The organism is Affinirhizobium straminoryzae (assembly GCF_007004135.1).
GTDB classification, from domain to species: Bacteria; Pseudomonadota; Alphaproteobacteria; order Rhizobiales; family Rhizobiaceae; genus Neorhizobium; species Neorhizobium straminoryzae.
Window position 1 is genome coordinate 99611 of sequence record NZ_VJMG01000011.1, and the last position, 21130, is coordinate 120740.

A 21130-nucleotide genomic window follows, 5' to 3' on the forward strand; every position below is an offset into this window, starting at 1 on the left:
CGCACGCGGCCTGTCGTGGTCGCGCGCGCTTTGCTGTGTCTGAAGTTCAGCCGTTACCGTTATCCATCGTCACCACACCAGTCCGCGGGCGGCGATCTCCTCGACGCGGGTTACCACACCGTTGCGGTGGAAGGTCATCACATCGAAGAGGTTGGAGACGACGCAGGTGTGGTTCGGTATGATGCGGATGCGTTCGCCGATCTCCGGGCGGATGCCCTCCACCTTCGACAGATCCACGGTCGCATGCTCTTCCGAGAGGCCGGTGATGATGGCCTCGGGATAATCGATGATATGGCCGTAATCGGCAAAGCCCAGAAGGTCCGAGGTCAGCGCCTTCGAGCCGGCGTCAAGAATGGCGCGCTCGGGCGTCGGGCGTGACACGACGGTTGCCAGGATATGCATGGCGCAGTCATCCAGCGTGCAATGGCCGGCGCGCGCCATCGAGCGGTCATTGTAGATATAGGTGCCGGCGCGGTGCTCGGTGGCGGACGGCACGAGATGGGCGGAGAACAGGCTTGGCGTGCCGCCGTTCGAGCGGATGCGGCAGTCGATGCCGTCTGCGGCCAGGTAGGCCATGGCAGCAATGAAGAAGTGTTCGACCGCCGCTTCCGTGTTGGCCTTCGGATAGGTCATCAGTCCGCCGAAGCGGAGACTGCGGCTGGCTGCGATGCCGCGCGCCAGGGCTGCCGCCTCGTCCGGCGTCTGCACGCCGCAGCGTCCGCCGCCGGTATCGCATTCCACCAGCACGGTCAGCGGCTTGCGGCCGGTGAAATAGGCGGCAAGGCCGGTCACCGTCACAATGCTGTCCGCAACCACCTTCAGGCCTGAAATCCGCTCGTTCAGCGCGGCAAGCCGCGCCAGCTTCTGTTCGCCGAGGATGTTGAAGGTGATGAGGATGTCCTCGAACCCGGCATCGGCAAAGACTTCCGCCTCGGTGATCTTCTGGCAGTTGATGCCGGCTGCACCGGCCTCCACCTGCTGGCGGGCAAGGGCCGGGATCTTGTGCGTCTTGATGTGCGGGCGGAAGGCAAGCTTGTGGCTGTCCATGTAGGACTGCACGCGCGCGATATTGGCCGCGAGCTTGTCCTCGTCGATGACCGGCAGCGGCGTCGAGAGCGTGTGCAGGCCATCCCCCGGCTTCGGGCGCGGCAGGTCGAGGGAGGAGGGTGCGGAAAGATCCATGTCAGGCGGCCTCGGTTCCATGCGGGTCGGCCGTCATCGGCCAGATGTCGCGGCGCACGCGCCGGTAGGGGTTCGTCGCCGGATTGTTGGGATAGGGCGTCCCGGCCGAGCAGTAAAGGATCTCGGAGGCGATCTTGGAAAAGGCGGCGTAGAAATGGTTGGTCGATTTGATGACCAGTATATGCCGGGTTAACGGGTCGAGATCGAGGGCGGTGAACAGCGACGGATCGTAGCTCTGTACCCTGACCGAGCTCAGGATGATGTCGATGCCGTTCAGATGGATGTGTGCTGCGTCGCCGAAGGGGGCGATGCTGTCACCGAAGCGCATCTCGGCATTCGGCTTCAGTTTGACGACCTTGACGATTCCGTCCACCGGGTTGCCGGTGCCAGGTGCCGATTTCGCCCCGAACCGCAGGGGAATTTCGGCCCCCTCGCCCGCCGCCATGCAGATCTGCACGGCGATCGGGTCCCAGATCATGCCGATCGCGACATTTTTCGCGCCGCGGGCCAGAAGTTCCTCGAGGATCACGGTGGCATCGCCCGCTGTGCCGCCGCCCGGATTGTCCCACATGTCGGCAATCACGACCGGCCCCTTCGGACTGGCAAGGGCCTGCGAAACGGCCTGCTTTTCATCGATCGACGGCATCATGAAGGTGCCGCGCTTGGCAAACAGATCGAGACCGAGGCTTCGGGCCAGTTGTTCGCCCTTTTCCCGCTGGCCATTGGTGACCACGATGGTCTTGGTGCCCATCTCCGGCACATCGCCCGCCATGAAGCCGTGGATGACCGAAAGCGACAGCACGTCGGCATCGCTGCGCTCGATCTCCATCAGCCGGTCGACGAAGGAGCGCATCGGTTCGCGCGAGGTGGGGAACACATCGATCATCCGGCAATCGAAGACGGACATCACGGGTGTGACGCGGCCTTCAAGAGTATCGACGGCAATGCGCCACAGATCTTCCGCCCGGTCCACGAAATCCGTGTGCGGAAACTCCTTGAAGACGACAAAGAAATTCACGGCCGCCACGCGCTTCGCCGTCAGGTGGCTGTGCGGATCGAGTTCCGCGCAGACGAGAATATCCGGCCCGACGATCTCGCGCACCCGGCTCAGCAGATCGCCTTCCGGGTCGAGATAACCATCCGCCACCATGGCGCCATGCAGGCCGAGCACCACCGCATCGACCGGCAGCGCGGCTTTCAACTGCTCGAGGATCTCGTCGCGCAGGCCTTCATAGGCCTGCCGGTTGATGAGGCCGGCGGGATCCGCCCAGGCAGCCGTGCCTTCGATCAGCGTCCAGCCCTTCTCGGCACAGACCTTGCGACCGACGGTGATCGGCGCCGTGCAGAGCGTCGGCGTTGCCGGATGCTGACCGGGCGGCGCGTAGAGGGATTCCTCGAAGGCGCGGCGATCGATGCAGATGGGCGCGAAGGTGTTGGTTTCCGTGGCAAGGGCAGCGGTGAAGATGCGCACGCGGTGTTGCTTTCGTTGCAGGACGAAGAAAGGTTGGATCAGCCCATCGGGTTCGGCAGATAGCCGGTAAAGCCAGAAATCTTCCAGCGCCCTTCGTGCAGGCGGCAGTAATAAAGGGTCTGCCAGCGCATCACGTCCAGCGTCCCATCGGTCTTGCGGATGCCGCCGTCGAACTTCTTGCGCACCAGCGCCGTCTCGCCCTCGACCTCGATCACTTCCAGCGTGGTGGTGGAGAAGATTGCCTGACGCGGATCCTCGCCATAGGTCTGGCCGCGGAAGTCTTCGGCCTGCCGCAGCCATTCGTCGCGATAGGCGGCGAGATTCGGAAAGGCCAGACGCCAGTTGTCCGGATTCGGATCGCGATTGCCCGAAATGCCGAGAAAGCCCTCTTCCACGAAATCGTCCGCCACCATCGACCAGTCGGCGGCCAGAAAGGCATCGATATCGCGGGGCACCAGCATCTCCCAGATGGCGTGGCGGGTGGTGTCGCTTTCAGGGAAGGGATTGCGGAAGGGATCGCGCATGGCTGGCCTTTTTCTAAATTCTTTTCATGATCTCAGAAAAACTCTGGTCAAAATCCCGCGATTATGGTCCAGTGTCAACGATTGAAGAAAATAATTTCCATGAGGTCTCATGTCGATCAAGCGTTATGGAGCCGAGAAGGCCGGTGCCGGTGGTCAGCGTCTTCCCTTTGCCAGAGCGGTCGAGGCCGATGGCTGGCTGCATGTGTCGGGTCAGGTCGCCATGCAAGATGGCGAGATCATTTCCGGCGGCATCGTGGAACAGAGCCACAAGGCGATCGAGAATCTGATCGCCATCCTGCACGAGGCGGGTTACGGCGTCGAGCATGTGGTGCGTTGTGGCGTGTGGCTGGACGATCCGCGCGATTTCTGGAGCTTCAACAAGATCTACCAGGGCTATTTCGGCGAGCATCCGCCGGCGCGCGCCTGCGTGCAGGCCAGCATGATGGTGGATTGCAAGGTGGAAATCGACTGCATCGCGTACAAACCGAAGGCCTGAGCGGGCACGCCGATGGATATCTTCGCCACGCTTCAGGAAGAGCGCAGCCAGTTTTCCCCTTCCGAGCAGCGGATCGCGGACCTGCTGCTCGGCGATTTCGATTTCGCGGTGAATGCCTCGATCATCGAGCTGGCGGAGCGGGCGGAAGTGTCGCCGCCCACGGTCACGCGCTTCTGCCGGCGTCTGGGGTGCCAGAGCTTTGCCGATTTCAAGGTGCGCCTCGCCAAGACCGCCTTTGTCGGCGTGCGTTACCTCAATCCGGAAGCCAAGAGTACGGAGCCCGCCGATGTGGCGGAGGATGTGATCACCAAGGCGCAGAACGCGCTCTTCCTGATCCACCGGGCGCTCGACCCCGTCCTGCTGGAAAAGGCGGCCGACCGTCTGTCGCGGGCGGAGATGATCTATGCCTTCGGTTCCGGCGGCAATTCCTCGATGATCGCCACCGAGATCCAGAACCGCTTCTTCCGGCTGGGCTCGCGGGTCACCGCAAGCAATGATCACAACATGCAACTGATGTTCACGGCGGCGGCCCATTCCAACGATGTGCTGATCGGCTCCTCGTTTTCCGGCCGCAACCACGAACTCATCCGTTGCTTCCGGCTAGCGAGCGACAATGGCATCAGTACGATTGCGCTCACCCAGAGCGGCAGTCCGGTCGCCGAGGCGGCGGAAACCGTGATCGGCATCGACCTGCCGGAAGGCGACAACATCTATCGCCCCACCTCTACGCGCTTTGCCTTCCTGGCTGTGGTGGATGTTCTGGCGAGCCTTGTCGCCTATCGCAACCGCAAGCGCTCCACCGTCACGCTTCGGCATATCAAGCAGCAACTGGTCGAGCACCGGGATGGTGACGACCGGCAGATTCTCGGAGATTGATCATGTCCCGTTCCGTTGCTGTCGTCACCGGCGCCGCCGGCGATATTGGCCGCGCCATCGCGCTCAGGCTCGCCGATGCGCATGACGTGGTGGCGCTCGTCGACATTGATGAGGAGGCGCTCGCAAAGGCGCAAGGTCGGCTGGGTGCGTCCGAACGTTTCGCAGTCCTCCCCTGCGACGTGACGAATGAGGCGAGCGTGGCGGCGATGGCAAGACGCGTGGCGCCGCTCGGCGACGTCAAGACACTCGTCAACAATGCCGGCGCGGCGCGTGCGGTATCCCTGCACGACACCACGGCGGAGATCTGGCGCAAGGATGCAGCGCTGAACGTCGAAGCGGCCTTCCTGACCTTCCGTGCGCTGGAAGAGCCGCTGAAGAAGACGTCCGGTTCCGTCGTCAACATTGCGTCCGTCAACGGCATGGCCGTGTTCGGCCATCCGGCCTATAGCACCGCCAAGGCGGGGCTGATCCATTTCACGCGGCTGGTCGCTGTGGAATATGGCAAATACGGCATCCGCTCGAATGCGGTCGCGCCCGGCACGGTGCGCACGCAGGCCTGGGAGGCGCGGGCTGCCGCCAACCCGCAGGTGTTCGAGGAAGCCAAGCGCTGGTACGCGCTGCGCCGCATCGCGACTGCCGAGGACGTGGCCAATGCCGTCTTCTTCCTGGCAAGCGAACAGGCTGCCGCCATCACCGGGACCTGCCTGCCCGTCGATTGCGGCCTGACGGCCGGACAGACGGAGCTTGCCCGCACCTTCTCGCAATCCGAACACTACTGAGCCATCCAGCCATAAAGAGCCGAAGGGGAACCACCATGGCCGATGCTGTTTTTCGTCTTGAAAATTCCTGGGAGCCGGTGGAGGGCGATCCCTGCGGTCGCTTCGTCTTCACCCTCGTCAACCTCTCCGGAAACGCGATCAGCGGTTTCAAGCTCGCCTATACCTCGCTGACGCGCATCAAGGATTCGGAAGAGGCCCGCTGTGAGAATGCGGTCTTCCTGCGCCGCAACGCCAATTTCCACCAGTACCAGCCGGCAGACGGTTTCGTTCTCGCTCCCGGCGAAGGCTGGCGCTTTACGGTGGCGCCGCTCTGGCGCCCGGCGCGCCACCGCACGGACGGCGCGAAATCCGCTTATCTGACGCTTGCGGATGGCACCCACGTGCCGGTCAGCGTCGATGATACGCTGCTCTGCGGCCGTCCGGCCGAACCCGCACCGGTGCTGATGCCGAAGGGGGAGGCTAAGGAGCCTTTCTCGCTGCTGCCCTGGCCGGTTTCGGCAAACCTGGTGGCTGGCGACACCGTTCCGGTGGCGCTTTATCCGGCAGACGGCGCGACGCTTTCGGACAAGCAGGCGCTTCTTGCCGTCGGCAGCCTCTATCGCCGGCTGTTCCAGATCGGTCACCAGCCCTTTTCGCTGGTGCCGGCGCATGCGGGCAAGGCCATTCGGTTCGCCGAAGACAAGAGCCTCGTCGCGGAGGGCTTTACCCTGTCCTTCGGCGAGGAAATTGTGCTCTCCTATGGCGATGCGGCCGGTCGCCAGTATGGCCTCACCGCACTTGCCCATCTGCTGCATGGTGCGCGGCTTGATCCCAAAACCTTTCGTTTCCCTGCCTCGGGCAGCATTACCGATCACCCGCGCTATGGCTGGCGCGGCTGCCATCTCGATGTGTCCCGCCAGTTCTACCCGGCGGCGGACATCGCCCGCCTCATCGACATCATGGCGTGGATGCGCCTCAACATCTTCCACTGGCACCTGAGCGATGACGAGGCCTGGCGGCTGGAGATCAAGGCCTATCCGACGCTGACCACGCTCGGCGTGCTGCGCGGCCCGGACGAGCCGATGCTGCCGCAACTCGGCAACGGCGCGGAGCCGGTCGGCGGTTTCTATACGCAGGAGGATGTGAAGGCGATCGTGGCGCATGCAGCCGCCCTCCATGTGGAGATCGTGCCGGAAGTCGATATTCCCGGTCACAGCACGGCCATGCTGGTGGCGCTGCCGGAGCTTGTCGACGGTCAGGAAGCGCCGGACAGCTATCGTTCCGTGCAGGGCTATCCGAACAATGCGCTGAACCCCGCAATCGACCTGACCTATCAGGTTCTCGGCAAGGTGTTCGATGAAATGGTGGCGCTTTTCCCCTCTAAGCTTATCCATATCGGCGGCGACGAAGTGGCGGCCAACACCTGGATGGCCTCGCCGCTGGCTCGCAAGCTGATGGAACGGGAAGGCATCGAGGGCACCTTCGGTCTGCAGAGCTATTTCATGAAGCGCATCCAGGCCATGCTGGCCGAGCGCGGCCGGAAGCTGGCCGGCTGGGACGAGGTGTCCCATGGCGGCGGCGTCGATCCCGACGGTACGCTGCTGATGGCCTGGCAGAAGCCGGAGGTTGGTGTCGAACTTGCAAAGCAGGGCTATGACGTGGTCATGACCCCCGGCCAAGCCTATTATCTCGACATGGTGCAGGACGAGGCCTTCCAGGAGCCCGGCGCCAGCTGGGCTGGCACGGTGCCGCCAAAGCACAGCTACACCTACGAGGCGGTCGGTGAGTTTTCGGAAGAGCTGAAGCCGCGCATGCGCGGCGTGCAGGCCTGCATCTGGTCCGAGCATTTCCTCAACCGCGATTACTTCAACCATCTCGTCTTTCCGCGTCTCGGTGCGATCGCCGAGGCGGCCTGGACGCCGAAGGACAACAAGGACTGGATGCGGTTCGCCGCGATCAGCCCGCTGATGCCGAAGCTTTGAGGAAAGACCCACCATGACCCTGCGTATTGCTGTCGGCGGAATCCACACCGAATGCTCCACCTCCTCGCCCGTGCTGATGCAGCCGGAGGATTTTCGCGTGCTGCGCGGCCAGCATCTGCTGGACGCCGAATACTTCAACTTTCTCGATGCAGAAGGCATCGTGCATCTGCCGCTGCTGCATGCGCGGGCCGTGCCGGGCGGCCCGGTGGCGCGCCACACCTACGAGGCCTTCAAGGCGGAGTTCCTGGCCCTGCTGCAGGACAGTCTGCCATTGGACGGTCTCTATCTCGCCATGCACGGCGCGATGAATGTGGAAGGGATGGACGATGCCGAGGGCGACTGGATTTCGGCGGCTCGCGCCGTCGTCGGTCCGGATGTGCCGGTGGCGGCGAGCTATGACCTGCATGGCAACGTGACGCAGAAGATCATCGACCAGCTGGATATCTTCGCGGCCTATCGCACCGCGCCGCATATCGATGTGCGCGAAACCATGGTGCGCGCCTGGTCGATGCTGGTGAAGACGCTGAAGACGGGGCAGCGTCCTGGCGTTGCCTGGGCGCCCGTCCCGGTTCTGCTTCCGGGCGAGCGCACCTCGACGGAGGACGAGCCGGCGAAAGGCCTTTATGCGAAACTGCCCGAACATGACGCCATCGAGGGCATCTGGGATGCCAATCTGATGGTCGGCTATGTTTGGGCCGACGAGCCGCGCGGCACGGCCTGCGCTGTGGTGACGGCAACCGACAAGGCGGCTGCGAAGGCGGCCGCCGAGGCCATTGCCCAATCCTATTGGGAGGCCCGCGCGGACTTCCGCTTCGGCCCGGTCACCGCACCGCTGGATGAGGTTCTGCAGATTGCCGAGCAGACGCTGACCCGCCCGGTCATCCTCGCCGATTCCGGCGACAACCCGACCGGCGGCGGGGTCGGCGACCGTGCGGATGTGCTGAAGGCGCTGATCGCGCGTGGCTTCGACGGCGCCGTGATCGGCGGCATCACCGACAAACCGGCCGTTGCCGCCTGCTTCGAGGCCGGCCTCGGCGCCCGGTTGACGTTGAAGATCGGCGCCTCGCTCGATCCGGCGAGCCCGAGCGTCGAAACCGAGGTGGAGGTTGTGCGCCTCGATGATCCGGGCGTCGATGCGGAACGGCAGGCCGTCGTGCGGATCGGCGGCATTACGCTGATCCTCGCCTCGCGCCGCAGGCCCTATCACAATATTGCGGATTTCACCCGCCATGGCATCGACCCGAAGATGGTGCGGCTGCTGGTCGTAAAGTCAGGCTATCTCTCGCCGGAACTGGCGCCGATCGCCAATCCGAACCTGATGGCGCTGACGGATGGCGTGATCAACCAGGACATCGAACGGTTGGTCAACCGGCGCCGCAGGAAGCCAAGCTATCCCTTTGAGAAGGATTTCGAATTTACAGCCGAAGCCGCCTTCTCGGCCCGTTGGACAGACGAGACGTGATGGCCGGAATGCAGCCATCTTTGCATGACACCGGGAGGGCCGCATGAGCGGCTCTCTTCGCGCATCGCTGTCCGATCCCTCGCTCCGGATCTCGGCGCTCGCCATCTTCCTGTTCGGCACCACGGGGGCGGCCACGTCGCCCTACCAGTCGCTGATCGGCATCCAGGAACTGGGCCTCAGCAATTCAGCCTATGCGGCGCTGATGTTCGCGGCGGCCGTGATCAACGTCACCGCCAGCGTGATGATGGGCATCGTGGCCGACCGGATGGGCGATTACCGGCGCTCGATCGTCATCGTCTCCGGCTTCGGCGTGGCAGGTTTCGGCATTGTCTATCTCGCGGCGAGCGCGCCGGCCTTCGTGATGTCGAAGCTGTTGCTGGTGCCGATTTTCGGGGCGCTGAATTCGCTGATCTTCGCCAATGTGCGCGCCAGTTCGCAAGGCCTCTCGGCGGCGCGGCTGGTGACGATCAATTCCACCATGCGTGCCACCATCTCGCTCTCCTGGGTGCTGATGCCGGGGCTGGTCGGCATCATGCTGGCGGGGGCAAGTTCCATGCTGCCGGCCTATCTGGTCGCGACGCTTGCAGCGCTCGCCTGCCTGCTGATCACCGCCGTCTGGCTGCCAGCCGCGCCGCCACGGACGAACACCGGCGGGGAGGAACGTTACCGCTTTCTCGCGTCGCTATCCGAAATCATCGAACCGCGCGTGGCGCTTCGCGTGTTGGCCATCGCACTGATCTGCTCCATGCTGCATGTCAGCGATGCCGTGCGCCCGCTGATCGTCACCGGTCAGGCTGGCGGCACGGTCAGCGATCTCGGCATCATCGTCGGCATCGTCGCGGCACTGGAGATCGTCTTCATCCTTGTCTGGGGCAGAGCGGAGCGTATCCTGAAGCCGGTGCCCGCGCTGGCGCTGGGCGCCGGGCTCTACACAGTCTATCTGGTGCTGCAAGGCCTGGCGACAGAGGTGTGGCACGTCTACGCCCAGACGCTGCTGAGCGGTATCGCGGCGGCGGCCATCATCAGCCTGCCGATCACCTATCTGCAGGATCTGATCGCCGACCGGCCCGGCCTTGGCAGTTCGCTGATTGCCGTCAATATCTTTCTGAGCGCCGGTCTCAGTGCGCTGATTTTTGCGATCGGCACGCGTCTCGGCAGCTATGCCATGGTGTCGATCCTCGGTGCGCTCGTCGGATGCGCCGGGATTGCGCTGCTCTTTCTTCTCGATGGCCGCAAGGTGCGTCAGGCATGACCATGCAACACAGGAGCCCATTGCGCATGCACGCCAAGCCTGTTCTCGAAATCTGCGTCGACAATGCCGAGGGGCTGTTTGCCGCCATCGAAGGCGGGGCTGACCGGATCGAGCTTTGTGCCGCGCTTTCCGTCGGCGGGTTGACGCCGCCGCGTGGCTTCATGGCGCTGGCCGGTCGCCAGTCAATCCCGGTCTATGCCATGATCCGCCCGCGCTCCGGTGGCTTCGTCTTCTCGCCGGAAGAGGTGGAGATGATGAAGTCTGACATCGATGCGGCGCGCGCCACCGGTCTTGCCGGCGTGGTGCTGGGTGCCAGCCTCCCGGACGGGCGCCTGGACACGGGAACGCTGGCTGTGCTTTGCCGTCATGCGACGGGCCTTGATCTCACCCTGCACCGGGCCTTCGACGTAACGCCCGACAAGCGCGAGGCGCTCGAAGCGGCAGTCGCTCTCGGCTTTTCCCGAATCCTCACTTCTGGCGGCCGCCCGACGGCGCTGGAAGGGATCGATCTGCTGGCGGATCTGGTGGAGCGGGCCGGCGAGCGGATCTCCATCATGCCGGGCGCGGGTGTGCGGCCGCAGAGCGCCCCTGCCCTGCTGGAGCGGCTGGCGGTGCACGAACTGCATGCCTCCTGCTCCGCCCGCTATGCCGAGGACGATCAGCAGCTAGTCGAGCTGAGCTTCGCCGCGCGCGAGATGCTGCGGACGGATGCCGCGTCCGTGCGGGCGCTGAAGGCGCTGCTGGCGCAATCGGTCTCCCGCCGCCGCAGCCGGTCAGCGGCGCTTCATTGAGAATGCCGGCGTCCGCGTGCCGTGAGCGCGTTGCGGATCGAGAAGCTGGAATGGATGCGCGTGACACCCGGCAGCTTTGACAGGATATTGGTATGGATCGCCTCGAACTCCTTGGGGCTTTCCACCTCGACGCGGAGAAAATAATCCCAGTCGCCGGTCATCAGGTAGCATTCGCGGATTTCCGGATGCTTGCGCACGGCATCCTCGAAGCGGTTCAGATAATCTTCCGTCTGCCGGTCCAGCGTGATGTTGATCATCACTGCAATCGTACTGCCTTCCTCGGCAGAGCCGATCAGCGCGGTATAACCACGGATGACGCCGCTTTCCTCCATCAGCCGGATGCGCCGCAGGCAGGCGGACGGCGACAGCCCCACATGCTCGGCCATTTGCGCGCTGCTCATGCGTGCATCGAGCCTCAGCAGCCGAATGATGTTGCGATCGATGGCGTCCAGTGTCGCGGCCATGCTTGTTTCCCGAATGAAGGTGCAAATTCCGTGACGGAATTGAGCATGTTCGCGCGTTTCGAGCAATATCTGCAAAAAACATGCAGGATTTCTCCGCTAAACTCTCTCCAATCATAAACTTGAGGGTTGGGCCATGGACATGGCGAGCGTGACGAACTGGGACAAGAGCGGCGCGCCGGGCGTGCTGACCATCGATCTTTCCGCCGTGCGCCGCAACTGGCGCCGGATTGCCTCTCTCGTGGCGCCGGCCAGGACGTCGGCTGTCGTCAAGGCCGATGCCTATGGCCTTGGGGCAGAGCGAGTGAGTGCTGCCCTTTACGAGGAAGGCTGCCGCGATTTCTTCGTGGCCCAATATGGCGAGGCCGTCACGCTGCGCTCGCTGCTTGCCGATGACGCCGCCCTCTACGTGCTGAACGGGCTGCAGCCCGGCGTGGAAAGTGATTGCGCGCTGCGCAATGTGATCCCTGTGCTCAATTCGCTGGAGCAGGTCGGCCGCTGGCGCAGCACCGCCAGCCTTCTCGGGCGCCGCCTGCCGGCACTGCTGCAGTTCGATACCGGCATGTCGAGGCTTGGCATGGCGCCGGAAGAGGCCGAGGCACTGTCGTGCGATCCCGCACTGCTGGCCGGCATCGACGTTCGCTACATCATGAGCCATCTCGCCTGCGCCGACGAGGCGGAAGATCCGCACAATGCCGCGCAGGCCAGAATGATGCAGAGCATTTCCGAATCCTTCCCCGGCATTCCGGTCTGCTTCGGCAATTCCGGCGGATCCTTCCTCGGCGAAGCCTATCGCGGCGCCATGGTCCGCCCCGGCATTGCGCTCTATGGCGCCCGCCCGACGGATATCCTGACCCAGCCGATGGAGCCGGTCGTCAGCATCGATGCGGCCGTCGTGCAGACCCGCACGGTCCCCGCCGGCACGAGCGTCGGCTATTCCGCCACCTATGTCACGGAGCGCGCGCAAAAGCTCGCCACAGTGGCGCTCGGCTATGCCGATGGCGTGCCCCGCTCGCTCAGCAATCGCGGTGCCTTCTTCCTCGGCAATGTTCGCCTGCCGATCGTCGGCCGCGTGTCGATGGACAGCACGATCATCGACATCACCGATGTGCCGGACGGCGCTCTTTCGCTCGGCGCGCGGGTGGAATGGATCGGCCCGCACCAGAGTATCGAGCAGGTGGCCGAGGATGCCGGCACCATCACCTGGGAGATCCTGACCGGGATCGGCAACCGCTATGCCCGGCACTATCGCTAAGACAAAGCAGAACAAGAAAACGGGGATATCACCATGAAGATCACCATTCTCGGCGCGGGCGTCATCGGCGTCACCTCCGCCTACTATCTTGCCAGGGCGGGTCACGAGGTGACTGTCATCGACCGTCAGGCCGGCCCGGCTCTGGAAACGAGCTTTGCCAATGCCGGAGAGGTGTCCTTCGGCTACTGCTCGCCCTGGGCGGCGCCCGGCATTCCGCAGAAGGCGATGAAGTGGATCTTCATGGAGCACGCGCCGCTGATCCTGCGCCCGAAGCTCGACGCGGCGATGCTGTCGTGGATGCTGAAGATGCTGATGAATTGCACCTCGGAGCGCTACGCCCTCAACAAGAGCCGCATGCTGCGGCTTGCCGATTACAGCCGCCTGGCGCTTGCCGAAGTGCGCAGCGACACCGGCATCGCCTATGACGAGCGCATGCAGGGCACGCTGCAGCTGTTCCGCACGCAAGCGCAGCTGGAAGCCTCCGCCAAGGATGTGAAGGCGCTGGCCGCCGACGGCATTCCCTATGAGGTGCTTGATCCGGACGGCTGCATCCGCGCCGAGCCCGCACTCGCCCATGTTCGACACAAGATCGTCGGCGGCCTGCTGACGCCGAAGGACGAGACGGGCGATTGTTTCAAGTTCACCAATGCGCTGGCTGCCAAGGCGGAAAGCATGGGCGTGCGCTTCCAGTGGGGCACGGGCATTATGGGTCTCGAAGTGGAAGGGGGCGCCGTGAAGGCGGTGGTGACGGATCGCGGCCGGATCCTGTCGGACTCAATCGTCGTCGCGCTCGGCAGCTATTCGCCGATGCTGGTGAAGCCGCATGGCATCAGCCTGCCGGTCTATCCGGTCAAGGGCTATTCGCTGACCATCCCGATCACTGATGCAAGCCGCGCCCCGGAATCGACCGTGATGGACGAGACCTACAAGATCGCCATCACCCGCCTTGGCGACCGCATCCGCGTCGGTGGCATGGCGGAAATCTCGGGCTATACCAATGATCTGGGGCTGGCGCGCCGCCGCACTCTGGAACATTCCGTCACCGACCTGTTCCCCGGCGGCGATATTTCGCGCGCCGATTTCTGGTCGGGCCTGCGCCCGATGACGCCGGATGGCACGCCGGTGATCGGTGTGACGAACATCCGCAATCTCTATCTCAACACCGGCCATGGCACGCTCGGCTGGACGATGAGCTGCGGATCCGCGAAGGTTCTGGCCGACATCGTCAGCGGTCGTAAGGCGGATATCGAAACCAAGGATCTGGCCGTTTCGCGCTACGCGGCTTGAGTTTCAATGGAAACGGCAGCGCGGGATGTCAGTCGTCCCGCTCGGGTTCCGGCGGCCATTGCTGGGCCGCATGCAGCACGCGCAGGATGATGATGGCGCCCTCGTCCTCGCGATAGATTACCAGATAATTCGACCGCACCACCATTTCGCGGGTGCCTTCGACGCGGCCGGCGCGGTAAAGACGGGGATGCTCTATCAGGCGGCCGACCTTGAGATCGATCTCGTCCTTCAGTGCCTGTGCGGCATCGGAATTGTGGTCTGAAATGTAGTCGATGATAGAAAGCAGATCGGACCGCGCCGTCTGACGCCACTCAAGACGCCGCACGACGCTTCCTGTCGATCATTGCCTGCATGTCGTCCATCACATCCGCGTGCAGCGATGGCGCCCGGAGATCATCGAGCGCTTCCTGAACCTTGGCCCGGAACCAGGTGTCATAGGCCTGCGGATCTGTGGTGAGACCGGCCGGCAAGCCGCCTTCCTTCGCCACGCGGGTCAGAAGAATGCGTACGGCGTCGGAGACCGTCAGGCCGAATTGCGCGAGCTTTTCCGCCGCTTCGGCCTTCAGGTCTTCCTCGACCCGGATATGCAGCATCGCCGTCTTGCCCATGCCTATGGCTCCCTGTCATCCATGGAACCAATATGTCTCTCAAATGAGAGACGTTCAAGGGCTCATTCCTCCGTCACGGATTGTCGCGCTTGAAGATCCAGTCGTGGTCCGGATGGTTCTGGAAGCGCCACTTGCGCATCGGGCCTGCCATGACGTTGAGATAATACATCTCGTAGCCGTAAGGCGCGCCGCAGGGGTGATGGCCCTTGGGCACCAGAACCACATCGCCATCCGAGACAGCCATGGTCTCATCGAGCGAGCCGTCCTCGGTGAACACGCGCTGGAAGCCAAAACCCTGCGCCGGGTTGAGGCGATGGTAATAGGTCTCTTCCAGATAGGTCATGTCCGGGAAATTGTCCTCGTCGTGCCGGTGCGGCGGGTAGGACGACCAGTTGCCGGACGGCGTGAAGACTTCCGTGACGAGCAGGCTGTCGGCCACATCGCGATTTTCCATGGCGATCGGGAAGATGTAGCGCGTGTTGGCGTTCTTGCCGCGTTCCGTCAGCGCGATACCGGCCGGACCGATCACCTGTGCCTCGCGGCCGGGTTTGGCGGGGGCGGTGCAGATGGCAAGCGTGCAATCGGTCGTTGCCTCGGCCGACCAGTCGGCGCCGGCTGGAATATAGACGCAATGCGGCGGCTTCTTCTCGAAGACGTTCATGCGGTCGCCGAGTTCGCCGAACGCCTTGCCGGCGCCGGAAATGTTGGCCTTTCCTTCGACCAGCACGAGGATCACCTCGGTCTCGCCGGTCGCTTCGGCCGCCTTTTCACCGGGCTTCAGGTGGTAGAGGCCAAAGCCGACATAACCCCATTCGGCGCTTTGCGGGGTGATGTCGTGAACCTTGCCGGTCTTGCCCGCAGGCTTGCGCAACAGTTTGCTCATTCCTCGTCTCCTTCCCGCTGAGCGGCGGCGGCAGCCGCTTTCGCTTCGGCTTCCGCAATCGAACGGTCGTACATGATGAGAAGTTCGTAGGCTGCGTAAGCCGCAGCGCCGACGAACAGCAGAGCCCAGCCCCACGATCCGTTATAGACTTCCACAAGCCCCCAGAGGATGGGCAGGATCACGGTGAGGATCCGGCGCCATTTCGGCTTGAAGAACGGATGCGTGGGGTCAAGCAGCTTCAACGGGTTTTCCTTCGAAACGGGTTCAGATCAGACCCGCATCCTTGGCGAAGCCCTTCAGCGATTTCAAGCCGAGGCTCTGATATTGATAAGGATTGCGCACATCCGGGTCCTGCTCGGCCTCGATGACGATCCAGCCCTGATAGCCGTGTTCTGCGGCAATCTTGAGAACCGGCGGGAAGTCGACGCCGCCTTCGATGTCACCCGGAACGGTAAACACGCCGCGACGCACACCTTCCAGGAAGGAGAGCCTTTCATTGCGAACCTGCTCGGCAATCACCGGGCGCACGTTCTTGGCGTGGATATGGCCGACGCGATGCATGTATTTTTTCGCAACCGCTTCCGGGTTTCCGCCACCGAAATAGCAATGGCCGGTGTCGAGCAGCAGCTTGGCGTGCGGGCCGGTGTGCTGCATCAGCAGATCGATTTCCTCTTCGCTCTCGACCACCGTGCCCATGTGGTGGTGGTAGACGAGCGAGATGCCCTGGGACGCGGAGAACTCTGCCAGCGCCTCAACACCTGCGCCGAACTTTTCCCAATCGGCTTCGGCAAGCTTCGGCCGGTCGGCAAGAGCCGTATCGTCGGCGCCGTGGATGGCGTTCGAGGTTTCGCAGACGATGATGACCTTGCAGCCCATGGCCTTCAGGACGTCGAGGAAGGGCTGCATGGCGGCCTTTTCCTCTTCGATGCTGTTGGTCAAGAGGTTCAGCGAGTGCCAGCCGGAAACGAATTTCAGGCCGCGCGGCTCCAGCACGGATTTCAGCCCCGCCGGATCGGTCGGCAGCTTGTGGCCCTTCTCGATGCCGTCGAAACCGATCTTGGCGGTTTCATCCAGGCACTGTTCGAGGCTGATATGCGCGCCAAGCGAGCGGTCGTCGTCATTGGACCATGCAATCGGGTTGGTACCGAAGAGGATCATATTACTGTCTTTCCTTCAGGGCAGCTTCATAGGCGGCGCGCGCCTTGTTGACTTCTTCACGGGCCGAAACTTCCGGCACTGCCACATCCCACCAATGGCCCCCGGCACCTGGTGTCGGATAGGGGTCCGTATCGATGACGATGACGGTCGGAACGGTCGCGGCGCGGGCGGCATCGAGCGCCGATTCAAGTTCCGCGATGGACGAGACTTTCGACGACTGCGCGCCCATGGCAGCGGCATGGGCGGCAAAATCGATGGCAATCGGATTTGCCTGATTGGTGTGGGCGTAGAGATTGTTGAACTCCGCGCCGCCGGTGCCCATCTGCAGCCGGTTGATGCAGCCGTAGCCCCGGTTGTCGGTGATGACGACGGTGATCTTCACGCCCATGGCTACGGCGGTGGCAAGCTCCGAATTCATCATCATGTAGGAGCCATCGCCCACCATGACGATGACATCGCGCGCGGGCTCTGCCATCTTGATGCCAAGGCCGCCGGCAATCTCGTAGCCCATGCAGGAGAAGCCGTATTCCATGTGATAGGAAAGCGGCAGCTTGGCCTTCCACAATTGGTGCAACTCGCCCGGCATGGTGCCCGCCGCGCACATGACGACCGTGTTGTCGCGCGAGGCCCGCTGCACGGCGCCGATCACCTGCATGTCGGTCGGCAGCGTGTTGGCGTCTCTCGGCGCGGCGGTGACCGCATCGGCCTTCTCAAACCAGCTGGCCTTGAGGTTGGCATCCGGTGCCGCAAAGCGATGATCGCCCAGCGCTGCCGAAATCTTTTCCAGACCGACCTTGGCGTCGGCGACGAGCGGGATCGCATCATGCTTGGCGCTGTCATAGGGCTGCACGTTGAGAGCCAGGATCTTGCGGCTCGGGTTCTTGAACAGCGCCCAGGAACCGGTGGTGAAATCCTGGAAGCGGGTGCCGACGCCGATGATCAGATCGGCCCGCTCGGACACCACATTGGCGCTTTCGCAGCCCGTAACGCCGACCGGGCCAAAATTATAGGCGTGGTCCCAGGCGAGCGCCGACTTGCCGGCCTGCGTTTCGACAACCGGGATCTGATGCTTTTCCACGAAAGCCTTCAGGGTTTCCGTAGCACCGGAGAAGTGTACGCCACCGCCGGCCACGATGACCGGGTTCTTCGCGGCCCGGATGGCGGCAATCGACGTTTCCAGTTCCACGACATCCGGTTCGGGACGACGGAAGCGCCAGGTCTTCTTCGCAAAGAAGCTTTCGGGATAATCATAGGCCTCGGCCTGCACATCCTGGCAGAAGGCGAGCGTCACGGGGCCGCAATCGGCCGGGTCCGTCAGGGTGCGAAACGCGCGCGGCAGCGCTGTCAGAAGCTGTTCGGGACGTTCGATGCGGTCGAAATAGCGGCTGACCGGCTTGAAGCAGTCATTGGCGGAAATCGTGCCATCCTCGAAATCCTCGATCTGCTGGAGAACCGGATCGGGGCCGCGATTGGCAAACACATCGCCCGGAATAAAGAGAACCGGCAGGCGATTGACATGGGCGAGAGCCGCTGCCGTCACCATGTTGAGCGCACCGGGGCCGATGGAGGAGGTCACAGCCATGGCCCGGCGGCGGCCAAGCTGCTTGGCGTAGGCAATCGCCGCATGCGCCATCGACTGCTCGTTCTGGCCGCGATAGGTCGGCAGTTCCTCGCGGATTCCATAGAGCGCTTCACCGATGCCGGCGACATTGCCATGGCCGAAGATGGCCCAGACACCCGCGATATAGGGAACGCCATCCTCGTTCAGCTGGTTGGCGAGATAGCGCACCAGTGCCTGCGCTGCCGTCAAACGGATCGTCGTCATGCCTTTCCTCCCTTGGCCTTGGCGCGCGCTCCATCCCAGATTGCGCACAGGCTCTTGTATCTCGCCACCATATCCTCCACGGCGGCCTCATCCGTGATCTGGCCCGCCAGCCACTTGCGGGCGGCATCACCGAAGATCGTGCGGCCCACGGCAAAGCCCTTGACCAGATCGAAGCCCGCAGCCAGCGCAAAGCTTTCCTCAAGCTCCGCCTGCGGTGCATCGAGACCCAATACCACGATACCCCGCGTGCGTGTATCGTGACGTTCTACCGCAGCACAGGCATTGGCCCAGGCGGTTTGAGACTTCATCGGCTCCAGCTTCCACCAGTCGGGATAGACGCCGATCTCGTAGAAGCGGTCGATGATCTTTGCCGTTGTCTCGTCATCGACAGAACCGACCTTTGACGGGATGACTTCGAGCAGAAATTCCAGACGGTTACGCCGCGCCGCCTCGAACAGGCGCTTGACGGTTTCTTCCTGGCGTTCCTTCATCTCGGCGGTGTCGTCGGGATGATAGAAGCAAAGCACTTTCACCACATGTTCAGCGGCCCATTCGCCCAGGCCACCGCAATCGAGCCCCAGCTCCGGCTCCAGCGTCAGCGGCCGAGAACCCGGCCATTCGGCGGGGCGACCGATCCACAGCCCCGTTCCGGCTGCGGCATAGAGCGCTTCCTTCCCGAGGCGGCTATCGCAGAGAATGCCATAACCGCCCTGCCCGCCCGCGACCGTCGTCGCAGCCTGGAGGCAGAGCTTCTTGAAGGCGCCGATTCGATCCGTTGGAACGCCGGCTTCTTCGGCCATGGCTTCCAGCTGAATACGGTGATCGAAGGCGAAGACGCGCATGGTCGACCAGTCGCCCTTGCGGTTTGTGGACCAGTGAACCTGCTCAAGTGCTGCATCCTTGCGCAGCGCCTTGTTCTTGATGCCGGTCCTGAAGAAATACTGCAGCTCTTCCCAGCTCGGATAGGCCGGCGTGCAGCCGTGGCGTGAAACGGCGAAGGCGCCGCAGGCATTGGCATATTTGAGCGCCGTCGGCCAATCCTCACCCGTCAGCCAGCCTTTCAGCAGGCCGGCCATGAAGCCATCGCCCGCGCCCAGCACGTTGAAGACTTCGATCGGGAAGCCGGGGCCGGTCTGGCCCTTGTCGAGACTGTCGGGGATCTCGCCTTCGAAGACGGCCGCTCCCATCGGTCCGCGCTTGCAGACGAGTGCGGCCTTGGACACCTTGCGCACGGCACGCAGCGCCTCCAGCGTATCGGTCGAGCCACCGGCGATATGGAATTCTTCTTCGGTGCCGACAATCAGGTCGAACAGGTGCAGCGTGCTCTGCAGCTTCGCCGTGACCTTGGCCGATTCCACGAAGCGGCTTTCGCCATCGCCATGACCAGCCACACCCCAGAGATTGGGGCGATAATCGATGTCGAGCGCGGTTTTCGCGCCGTTGCCACGCGCCAGTTTCAGCGCCTTCATCACCGCGGCTTCCGTTCGCGTATGCGATAGGTGCGTGCCCGTGACCGTGACGCAGCGCGATTCGGCGATGAAAACCGGATCGATGTCGTCTTCGCAGAGCGCCATGTCGGCGCAGTTTTCGCGGTAGAAGATCAGCGGGAACTGGTTCTCGTCACGGATGCCGAGCAGAACCAGCGCCGTCAGCCGCTCCGGGTCGGTCACCACACCGCGCACATCAACACCTTCGCGCACCAGCTGTTCGCGGATGAAGCGGCCCATATGCTCGTCGCCGACACGCGTGATGACCGCGCTTTTGAGGCCGAGGCGGGCAGCGCCGGCGGCAATGTTGGTCGGCGAGCCGCCGATATATTTGTTGAAGGAACTCATGTCCTCCAGCCGGCCACCCACCTGGGCGCCATAGAGGTCAACGGACGAGCGTCCGATCGTGATCACGTCGAGTGGCTTCAAGAGGCCCTCCCTTGGCCGAAGATGGCAGATGGCGCTTGACGCGCAGGTCCGGCGTCTCCCACGCCGATTTCATTTTTGGACTATAAATTCTATTTTTGACGCTTTCAACACGAATATTCAAACTTTCCGTCGTGCACCGACCGCAGCAGATAAAGCAATGGCGGTACACAGCGTAGCGGACAGGGAGCGGAATGCGCCGAAGTCCACCTCGGACACCGTAAGAATGGTTGCGCCCATCTTGCGAAGTGGATTGACCGCCGTATCCGTCAGCGCCACGACGGCCACGCCGCGGCCGCGAACGGCCTCGACAAGATCAAGTGTTTCCGCCGAATAGGGTGAGAAGGTAATGGCGAGCAGCGCATCGCCGGGCCGAATGGCGGCGGAGCTATCCAGCCGCCCTGCGACACTGTGCAGCATGGCTGGCACCTGCATCTTTTCCAGCGCATAGGCGATGTAACTCGCCACAGGAAAGGAGCGGCGAAGGCCTATGATATGAACAAGGTTCGCTGACGCCAGCAGATCGACAGCCTCCTCAAGGGATTGAGGATCCACGGATTTCAGGAGATTTTCCAGCGAGGCGCGTCCCGCCTCCACAAATTCCGCCAGAAGGCGCGGGCCGCTATGCTCCCCCATCTCGCGCAGGTGATCGAGCCTTGTGGAATAATCGGGCCAGCCGCCTACATAGTTATCACGAAACAGGCGCTGCATTTCAGAATAGCCGGAAAAGCCCATAATCTGGCAGAAGCGCATGAAGGCGGAAGGTTGCACCCCTGCAGCCTCTGCCATTTCAGCGACCGTGGAGACGGCGATGCGGTCCGTGTTCGCCGCCACATAATCCGCGCACTGCTTCAGCCGCTTCGGCAAGGATGCCGCCACTTCCAGCAGCTTCTCCTCGAATTCCCGGACCGTCGCAGGCGCTGCTGCATCCGTCATGCAATCGTCC

At 63.2% G+C, this 21130-nt stretch carries 21 protein-coding genes; 9 read left to right on the plus strand and 12 right to left on the minus strand.

Annotated elements, in window-relative coordinates; genetic code table 11:
• Positions 1-69: 69 nt before the first annotated feature.
• From FNA46_RS05730 to FNA46_RS05740, 3 genes are read right to left on the minus strand one after another with little or no spacing between them, the layout of a single operon-like run.
• Positions 70-1182 (minus strand): D-TA family PLP-dependent enzyme, encoded by a 1113-nt coding sequence (locus tag FNA46_RS05730; protein ID WP_143124145.1) that lies wholly within the window; start codon positions 1180-1182, stop codon positions 70-72.
• A gap of 1 nt (position 1183) precedes the next feature.
• The gene (locus tag FNA46_RS05735; RefSeq protein ID WP_143124146.1) at positions 1184-2653 is read right to left on the minus strand and encodes a M81 family metallopeptidase; all 1470 of its coding nucleotides are present in this window, start codon (positions 2651-2653) and stop codon (positions 1184-1186) included.
• Positions 2654-2691: 38 nt separating this feature from the next.
• Entirely contained in the window at positions 2692-3177 is a 486-nt protein-coding gene (locus FNA46_RS05740; RefSeq protein ID WP_143124147.1) for a hypothetical protein, read from the minus strand.
• A 109-nt stretch (positions 3178-3286) separates the two neighbouring features.
• Between FNA46_RS05740 and FNA46_RS05745 the strand changes: the two genes are divergently transcribed.
• The 7 genes from FNA46_RS05745 to FNA46_RS05775 are packed head-to-tail and all read left to right on the plus strand — an operon-like array spanning position 3287 to position 10794.
• Positions 3287-3673, plus strand: a complete 387-nt coding sequence (locus FNA46_RS05745) for a RidA family protein (protein WP_143124148.1) — start codon at positions 3287-3289, stop codon at positions 3671-3673.
• A 12-nt stretch (positions 3674-3685) separates the two neighbouring features.
• A complete protein-coding gene (locus FNA46_RS05750; protein WP_143124149.1) occupies positions 3686-4549 on the plus strand; it encodes a MurR/RpiR family transcriptional regulator in 864 nt (287 codons plus the stop codon).
• 2 nt (positions 4550-4551) lie between these two features.
• The gene (locus FNA46_RS05755) at positions 4552-5328 is read left to right on the plus strand and encodes an SDR family oxidoreductase (protein WP_143124150.1); all 777 of its coding nucleotides are present in this window, start codon (positions 4552-4554) and stop codon (positions 5326-5328) included.
• Positions 5329-5363: 35 nt separating this feature from the next.
• Positions 5364-7289 carry a beta-N-acetylhexosaminidase gene (locus FNA46_RS05760; protein ID WP_143124151.1) on the plus strand — a complete coding sequence of 642 codons (1926 nt, stop codon included), beginning with the start codon at positions 5364-5366 and terminating at the stop codon, positions 7287-7289.
• Between the two features lie 19 nt (positions 7290-7308).
• Entirely contained in the window at positions 7309-8751 is a 1443-nt protein-coding gene (locus FNA46_RS05765) for a M81 family metallopeptidase (protein WP_143124209.1), read from the plus strand.
• Between the two features lie 43 nt (positions 8752-8794).
• Positions 8795-10003 (plus strand): MFS transporter, encoded by a 1209-nt coding sequence (locus FNA46_RS05770; protein ID WP_143124152.1) that lies wholly within the window; start codon positions 8795-8797, stop codon positions 10001-10003.
• A gap of 26 nt (positions 10004-10029) precedes the next feature.
• Positions 10030-10794, plus strand: a complete 765-nt coding sequence (locus tag FNA46_RS05775; protein ID WP_143124153.1) for a copper homeostasis protein CutC — start codon at positions 10030-10032, stop codon at positions 10792-10794.
• Here the strand turns inward: FNA46_RS05775 and FNA46_RS05780 are convergent.
• Positions 10788-11258, minus strand: coding sequence for an Lrp/AsnC family transcriptional regulator (locus FNA46_RS05780; protein WP_143124154.1), 471 nt, complete (start codon positions 11256-11258; stop codon positions 10788-10790). The two genes, FNA46_RS05775 and FNA46_RS05780, sit on opposite strands and share 7 nt — an antisense overlap.
• Positions 11259-11391: 133 nt before the next feature.
• Here FNA46_RS05780 and alr point away from each other — a divergent pair, with 133 nt between their 5' ends.
• Positions 11392-12510 (plus strand): alanine racemase, encoded by a 1119-nt coding sequence (alr, locus tag FNA46_RS05785; RefSeq protein ID WP_143124155.1) that lies wholly within the window; start codon positions 11392-11394, stop codon positions 12508-12510.
• A 33-nt stretch (positions 12511-12543) separates the two neighbouring features.
• Entirely contained in the window at positions 12544-13797 is a 1254-nt protein-coding gene (locus tag FNA46_RS05790) for a D-amino acid dehydrogenase (RefSeq protein WP_143124156.1), read from the plus strand.
• Between the two features lie 28 nt (positions 13798-13825).
• On the opposite strand, the gene FNA46_RS05795 is transcribed toward FNA46_RS05790, so the two are convergent.
• From FNA46_RS05795 to FNA46_RS05830, 8 genes are all read right to left on the minus strand, one after another.
• Entirely contained in the window at positions 13826-14122 is a 297-nt protein-coding gene (locus FNA46_RS05795; protein WP_143124157.1) for a type II toxin-antitoxin system RelE/ParE family toxin, read from the minus strand.
• Complete coding sequence (locus FNA46_RS05800) at positions 14109-14405, minus strand: type II toxin-antitoxin system RelB/DinJ family antitoxin (RefSeq protein WP_143124158.1); 297 nt, start codon at positions 14403-14405, stop codon at positions 14109-14111. Before FNA46_RS05800 ends, FNA46_RS05795 begins: the two co-directional genes overlap by 14 nt.
• A gap of 73 nt (positions 14406-14478) precedes the next feature.
• A complete protein-coding gene (iolB, locus tag FNA46_RS05805) occupies positions 14479-15288 on the minus strand; it encodes a 5-deoxy-glucuronate isomerase (RefSeq protein ID WP_143124159.1) in 810 nt (269 codons plus the stop codon).
• A complete protein-coding gene (locus FNA46_RS05810) occupies positions 15285-15530 on the minus strand; it encodes a hypothetical protein (protein WP_143124160.1) in 246 nt (81 codons plus the stop codon). Before FNA46_RS05810 ends, iolB begins: the two co-directional genes overlap by 4 nt.
• A 22-nt stretch (positions 15531-15552) precedes the next feature.
• Positions 15553-16446: a myo-inosose-2 dehydratase gene (iolE, locus tag FNA46_RS05815; protein ID WP_143124161.1), complete on the minus strand. Its 894-nt coding sequence runs from the start codon at positions 16444-16446 to the stop codon at positions 15553-15555.
• Position 16447: 1 nt separating this feature from the next.
• The gene (iolD, locus tag FNA46_RS05820) at positions 16448-18271 is read right to left on the minus strand and encodes a 3D-(3,5/4)-trihydroxycyclohexane-1,2-dione acylhydrolase (decyclizing) (RefSeq protein ID WP_143124162.1); all 1824 of its coding nucleotides are present in this window, start codon (positions 18269-18271) and stop codon (positions 16448-16450) included.
• The gene (locus FNA46_RS05825) at positions 18268-20187 is read right to left on the minus strand and encodes a bifunctional 5-dehydro-2-deoxygluconokinase/5-dehydro-2-deoxyphosphogluconate aldolase (RefSeq protein WP_143124163.1); all 1920 of its coding nucleotides are present in this window, start codon (positions 20185-20187) and stop codon (positions 18268-18270) included. Before FNA46_RS05825 ends, iolD begins: the two co-directional genes overlap by 4 nt.
• A 117-nt stretch (positions 20188-20304) precedes the next feature.
• Positions 20305-21120, minus strand: a complete 816-nt coding sequence (locus FNA46_RS05830; RefSeq protein WP_143124164.1) for a MurR/RpiR family transcriptional regulator — start codon at positions 21118-21120, stop codon at positions 20305-20307.
• Positions 21121-21130: the final 10 nt, after the last annotated feature.

What these genes read in the sequence shown, in the direction of transcription:
- FNA46_RS05730 (WP_143124145.1), bottom strand. Translation starts at nt 1,182, where the DNA reads ATGGATCTTTCCGCACCCTCCTCCCTCGACCTGCCGCGCCCGAAGCCG.
- FNA46_RS05740 (WP_143124147.1), bottom strand. Translation starts at nt 3,177, where the DNA reads ATGCGCGATCCCTTCCGCAATCCCTTCCCTGAAAGCGACACCACCCGC.
- FNA46_RS05745 (WP_143124148.1), top strand. Translation starts at nt 3,287, where the DNA reads ATGTCGATCAAGCGTTATGGAGCCGAGAAGGCCGGTGCCGGTGGTCAG.
- FNA46_RS05750 (WP_143124149.1), top strand. Translation starts at nt 3,686, where the DNA reads ATGGATATCTTCGCCACGCTTCAGGAAGAGCGCAGCCAGTTTTCCCCT.
- FNA46_RS05755 (WP_143124150.1), top strand. Translation starts at nt 4,552, where the DNA reads ATGTCCCGTTCCGTTGCTGTCGTCACCGGCGCCGCCGGCGATATTGGC.
- FNA46_RS05760 (WP_143124151.1), top strand. Translation starts at nt 5,364, where the DNA reads ATGGCCGATGCTGTTTTTCGTCTTGAAAATTCCTGGGAGCCGGTGGAG.
- FNA46_RS05770 (WP_143124152.1), top strand. Translation starts at nt 8,795, where the DNA reads ATGAGCGGCTCTCTTCGCGCATCGCTGTCCGATCCCTCGCTCCGGATC.
- FNA46_RS05775 (WP_143124153.1), top strand. Translation starts at nt 10,030, where the DNA reads ATGCACGCCAAGCCTGTTCTCGAAATCTGCGTCGACAATGCCGAGGGG.
- FNA46_RS05780 (WP_143124154.1), bottom strand. Translation starts at nt 11,258, where the DNA reads ATGGCCGCGACACTGGACGCCATCGATCGCAACATCATTCGGCTGCTG.
- alr (WP_143124155.1), top strand. Translation starts at nt 11,392, where the DNA reads ATGGACATGGCGAGCGTGACGAACTGGGACAAGAGCGGCGCGCCGGGC.
- FNA46_RS05790 (WP_143124156.1), top strand. Translation starts at nt 12,544, where the DNA reads ATGAAGATCACCATTCTCGGCGCGGGCGTCATCGGCGTCACCTCCGCC.
- FNA46_RS05800 (WP_143124158.1), bottom strand. Translation starts at nt 14,405, where the DNA reads ATGGGCAAGACGGCGATGCTGCATATCCGGGTCGAGGAAGACCTGAAG.
- iolB (WP_143124159.1), bottom strand. Translation starts at nt 15,288, where the DNA reads ATGAGCAAACTGTTGCGCAAGCCTGCGGGCAAGACCGGCAAGGTTCAC.
- iolE (WP_143124161.1), bottom strand. Translation starts at nt 16,446, where the DNA reads ATGATCCTCTTCGGTACCAACCCGATTGCATGGTCCAATGACGACGAC.
- iolD (WP_143124162.1), bottom strand. Translation starts at nt 18,271, where the DNA reads ATGACGACGATCCGTTTGACGGCAGCGCAGGCACTGGTGCGCTATCTC.
- FNA46_RS05830 (WP_143124164.1), bottom strand. Translation starts at nt 21,120, where the DNA reads ATGACGGATGCAGCAGCGCCTGCGACGGTCCGGGAATTCGAGGAGAAG.